Below are 4,605 nucleotides of genomic sequence, written 5' to 3'. Positions count from 1 at the left end.
CCGCAGGACCTTCCCTTCATGGGCATGGCCTGCACGGGTAACTCTCACATGCGCCGGAAAGCCCTGGCGAGGGGTAGTGTGACATGTGTTCTTTCAACCATCTGATCTCGGCGATGAAGACGCCGACCGTGCTCAAGTCCATCGAACGGGACCTTGCTGCTGGCCACGCCGTGGTGGTGCAACTCGTCTCCACCGGCGAGGCGCTGATGGAACGCCGCCTGTCCGACATCCCCACCGAGGAGTGGGGTGATTTGTCGATCGACGTCACGCCGCGTGAGCTCGTCCTCGAGTACCTCGCCCACTCCTTTCCGACCCAGCTGCACGAACCCTTCACCGACACCGATGGGACCCTCACGTCGCGGCCGGTGTGGAAGGACGGCCAGCCGGTGCCGTGCCGCGAGGCGGTGGAGCGGCGCGACCGCATGATCGAGCGGCTGGCTTCGCTGGAGCCGGTGCCGGGGGCGCTTGACCAGATCGTCCAGCGCTTCGGCGCCGCCATGGTGGCCGAGGTCACCGGCCGCTCGCGGCGCATCGTGCGCAAGACCGATCCCGGCGGGGACGAGCGGCTGGCGGTGGAGAGCCGCCCCGGCTCGGCCAACCTCGCCGAGACCCAGGCCTTCCTGGATGACGAGAAGCGCATCCTGGTCTTCTCGGACGCCGGCGGCACCGGCCGCAGCTACCACGCCGATCTCGGGGTGAAGAACCGGCGGCTGCGGGTGCACTACCTGCTGGAGGCGGGCTGGAAGGCCGACGCCGCCATCCAGGGGCTGGGCCGCTCCAACCGCACCAACCAGGCCCAGCCGCCGCTGTTCCGCCCGGTCGCCACCGATGTGCGGGCGGAGAAGCGCTTCCTGTCCACCATCGCCCGCCGGCTCGACACGCTTGGCGCCATCACCCGCGGCCAGCGCCAGACCGGCGGGCAGGGGCTGTTCCGTGCCGACGACAACCTGGAATCCGTCTACGCCCGCGCCGCTCTGCGCCAGCTCTACGGTCTGCTGCACGCCGGCAAGGTCGAGGGCTGTTCGCTGGGCGAGTTCGAGGCGGTGACCGGGCTGGCGCTGTGTGACCGCGACGGGACCTTGCGCGAGGAGTTGCCGCCGATCACCACCCTCCTCAACCGGCTGCTGGCCCTGACCATCGGCTTGCAGAACACGCTGTTCACCGTGTTCGAGCAGCTGCTCGCCGCGAAGATCGAGGGGGCCATCGCCTCGGGCACCTACGACCGCGGCGTCGAGACGCTGGTGGCCGACAGCTTCACCGTCACGGCGCGGCGCACCCTCTACACCCACGCGGCGACTGGAGCGGAGACCCGGCTGTTCACGCTCGCCCGGCGCGACCGCAACCGGCCGATGGGTCTGGAGGAAGCGCTGGAGCGCGGGGGCGGGCCGCAGGCGCGGCTGCTGGTCAACGCCCGCTCCGGCCGGGCGGCGGTGGCGGTGCCCGCTGCCGGCCTGATGCTGGATGACGGCACGGTGGAGCGCCGGGTGCGGCTGCTCCGCCCGCTGGAACGCCTGACCGTGACGGTGGCCGAACTGGCGCAGAGCCACTGGCGCCCGGCCGAGCCGGAGGCCTTCGCCGCCGTCTGGGAGAAGGAGGCCGCCGCGGTGCCGGAGTTCGCCACCAGCACGCTGCACCTGGTGACCGGGCTGCTGCTGCCGGTGTGGCGACGCTTGCCGGACACGAACCTGCGGGTGGTGCGGTTGCAGACCGACGATGGCGAGCGGATCATCGGCCGGGTGGTGGCGCCGGACGCCCTTCCGGAGGTCGAGCGCAATTTCGGTGTCGGCGCCGATGACGCTCCGGTGCCGTCGGCGGAGCAGGCCTGGGCCGCGCTCATGGAGGGGCGGGTGGTGCTGCATCTGGCCGATGGGCTGCGGCTGCGCCGGGTGACGGTGATGGGCACCCACCGTGTCGAGCTGTCCGGCTTCACCGAGGGGATGGCGGAGCGGCTGAAGGCGCTGGGGTTGATGTCCGAGATCATCGCCTGGACGTTGCGTCTGTTCGTGCCGGTGGGCGGGCGTGGGCCGGCGGTGTTCGCCGCCCTGCTGGCCCGCCACCCGCTGCTCCGTGTTGTCGACCGGACGGGGCCATGAGGGGCCGGCGCCATGTCCGTTGCGTCGGAGATGGCGCAGCGCCTCGCGCGGGAAGCCGAGGCGGTGTGCCGCCACTACCTGCCGCACGGCCGGCGGCAGGGGCGCTACTGGCGGGTTGGCGACGTCCACGGCACCCCAGGGGAGAGCCTCTACGTCCGGCTGCACGGGACCGCCGCGGGCCGATGGGCCGATCCCGCCGCCGGCGAACACGGCGACCTGCTCGACCTCATCGGGCTCAACCGCGGCCTCGGCCGGCTGGCCGCGGCGCTCGACGAGGCGCGGGCGTTCCTCAGCCTGCCGCGGGCGCCGCCAGAGCCGCGGTGGGAGCCTTCAGCCCTCATCGGATCGCCGGAGGCCGCCCGCCGCCTGTTCGCCCACTCCCGGCCGCTCGCCGGCACGCTGGCCGAAGCGTATCTGCGCAACCGGGGCATTCCGGATGTCCGGAAAGACGGCTCCCTGCGCTTCCAGCCGCGCTGCTGGTACCGCGACGCCGGTGACCGGCTCGCCCAGAGGCCGGCGCTGATCGCCGCGGTCACCGACCCGGACGGCCGCCTCTCCGGCGTGCAGCGCACCTGGCTCGACCCGTCCGGCCGCGGCAAGGCGGTGATGCCGTCACCGCGCCGGGCGCTGGGACACCTCCTCGGCAACGGCGTCCGCTTTGGCGTGGCCCGCGACGTCCTGGCTGCAGGGGAGGGCGTCGAGACCGTGCTGGCGCTGCGCACCGCCCTGCCGGCCCTGCCCATGGTCGCCGCGCTCTCGGCCGGCCACCTCGCCGCCCTGCGCCTGCCGCCGACGCTGCGCCGCCTCTACGTCGCCCGCGACAACGACGCCGCCGGACGCCGGGCGGCCGAGCGCCTGGGGAGCCGCGCCGAGGCCCTCGGCATCGAGGCGCTGGTCCTGGCACCGGTGCTGGGCGACCTCAACGACGACCTGCTGGCGCACGGCGTGGCGGCGCTGCGGGCGCACCTGCGGGCCCAACTCGCCCCGGAGGATGTGGCGCGCTTTCGGGCCGGCCGTGATCGGTCGTGGGGAGCCTGAGCCTTGGCGGATGGGCGCCGGTCGAGCCAGATCGGAGCCGCCTTTGACCGGCGGGAGGCCGCGGCCCCGGCCTTCCAGCGGGCGATCGGGCGGCAGCCGGGCCGGTTCCGCAACGGCGGCGGTCAACTTTCTTCCCCGGCCGGCCAAGCCGGCCTTCCTCGCGGGACAAGAAAGCCGCCCGCCGCCGTCCTCCGCTGACGCTGCGGCCCAAGAGGGTGCGGGTCCGCCCCGCCCGCCGCTGGGAGATCGCCACGAAGGCCGCGACGGGCGCGGCCGATCCTCCAGCCGAAGGGCAGCCGCCATGATCACCGACCGCGACGACGCCGGGCTCCGCCACGCCGCCTCCCCCACCGACCACGCCCTGACCGAACTCCAGCTCTACGGCCACCGGCCCTTCGAGGACGATCCCGATCCCCGGCCGCTGCCCGATGAGACCGCTATCCGCGCCGCCCTGGCCGACGTCTTCGACGCCCTGGTCTCCACCCTGACGGACACCCGCCTCGAACCCGACCTGGCCGACCTGCTGTGGTCCACCGTCAACCTGTTCCACCGCGCCGCCGACCGCGTGCAGCGCGAACTCGACGACAACGAGGACGCCCAGAAGCGCAGCCAGCGCGAGCAGGACGGCTCGGAGATCCGCTCGGTCGAGTTGGAGCGTCTGCTGGCCGAGGGGCTGACGCTGATCGAGCGCCGCACCGCTATGGAAGCCTTCCGCGACCACGCCGCCGAGCTGTTCGAGGTCCATACCGGCTCCGGCTGGCGGCCGCGCGCCGGCTCGCTGGTCAGCCACCGCACCCTGACGGCATCGCTGATCGACAGCCGGGACTTCCTCGCCGCCAAGCGACGGGCCGAGACCGAGCCGCTGCTGCCGGCCGGTCCCCGCATCGCCTTCACCGGCGGGGTGGAGTGCAACGACCACCAGCGCATCTGGGCGGTGCTCGACAAGGTCCGCGCCAAGCACCCGGACATGGTGCTGCTGCACGGCGGCAGCCCGAAGGGGGCCGAGCGCATCGCCGCCTGCTGGGCCGAGCACCGCAAGGTGGTGCAGGTGCTGTTCCGCCCCGATTGGGCGCGCCACGCCAAGGCGGCTCCCTTCAAGCGCAACGACCGCCTGCTGGAGACGCTGCCGATCGTAAGCGTCGCGAGCGCACCCTTCGGTTTGGGTTGGGCAATCACCGCATCGCTCTGTGGCGGCGGCCCTTGAAGTGTTCGCGGAGGTCGAGGATGGCCTTTGCCTGGGCGGGAACGTCGGCCTCGGCGATGGGCTCCGTGCCGAACAGCATGGGGTCCAGCGCCTGGAAGGCGGCGTGCTCGGGCTTGTCTGGATTGGTCACGCTCTTCCAGGCCCGTGGCACCAGCCGAGTGGCGGCCAGAAAGCCGAGGGACCAGAACATCGGGTCCAAGCCTCCGTCCTGGTGGGGCGGCAGTTGCGGCCGGTAGAGATAGGGGAACTGTGCCATCGTCTCCGACAGGC

The 4,605-nt window shown here is 72.8% G+C and carries 3 protein-coding genes and 1 pseudogene; 3 read left to right on the top strand and 1 reads right to left on the bottom strand.

The window, feature by feature from the left end; all coding sequences use genetic code 11:
* The first annotated feature begins 83 nt into the window (after positions 1-83).
* The 3 genes from ACFPMG_RS26740 (at position 84) to ACFPMG_RS26730 (ending at position 4,335) form a co-directional block, all read left to right on the top strand.
* A complete protein-coding gene (locus ACFPMG_RS26740; protein WP_417281719.1) occupies positions 84-2,093 on the top strand; it encodes a strawberry notch C-terminal domain-containing protein in 2,010 nt (669 codons plus the stop codon).
* Positions 2,094-2,105: 12 nt separating this feature from the next.
* Positions 2,106-3,131 (top strand): DUF7146 domain-containing protein, encoded by a 1,026-nt coding sequence (locus tag ACFPMG_RS26735; protein ID WP_376998271.1) that lies wholly within the window; start codon positions 2,106-2,108, stop codon positions 3,129-3,131.
* A 301-nt stretch (positions 3,132-3,432) separates the two neighbouring features.
* On the top strand, positions 3,433-4,335 hold the full coding sequence (locus ACFPMG_RS26730) for a DUF2493 domain-containing protein (protein WP_376998270.1): 903 nt from the start codon (positions 3,433-3,435) through the stop codon (positions 4,333-4,335).
* Here the strand turns inward: ACFPMG_RS26730 and ACFPMG_RS26725 are convergent.
* Positions 4,304-4,605 (bottom strand): annotated as a pseudogene (locus ACFPMG_RS26725) (YecA family protein); the annotation flags it as partial. The gene ACFPMG_RS26730 and the pseudogene ACFPMG_RS26725 overlap by 32 nt on opposite strands.

Source organism: Azospirillum himalayense (assembly GCF_042657465.1).
In the GTDB taxonomy this organism is placed as follows: Bacteria; Pseudomonadota; Alphaproteobacteria; order Azospirillales; family Azospirillaceae; genus Azospirillum; species Azospirillum himalayense.
Note: the sequence above shows the minus strand (reverse complement) of the source record. Positions and strands in the feature narration are given on the sequence as shown.

Excerpts from the sequence above, each read along its gene's own strand:
- ACFPMG_RS26740 (WP_417281719.1), top strand. The coding sequence starts at position 84 with ATGTGTTCTTTCAACCATCTGATCTCGGCGATGAAGACGCCGACCGTG.
- ACFPMG_RS26735 (WP_376998271.1), top strand. The coding sequence starts at position 2,106 with ATGTCCGTTGCGTCGGAGATGGCGCAGCGCCTCGCGCGGGAAGCCGAG.
- ACFPMG_RS26730 (WP_376998270.1), top strand. The coding sequence starts at position 3,433 with ATGATCACCGACCGCGACGACGCCGGGCTCCGCCACGCCGCCTCCCCC.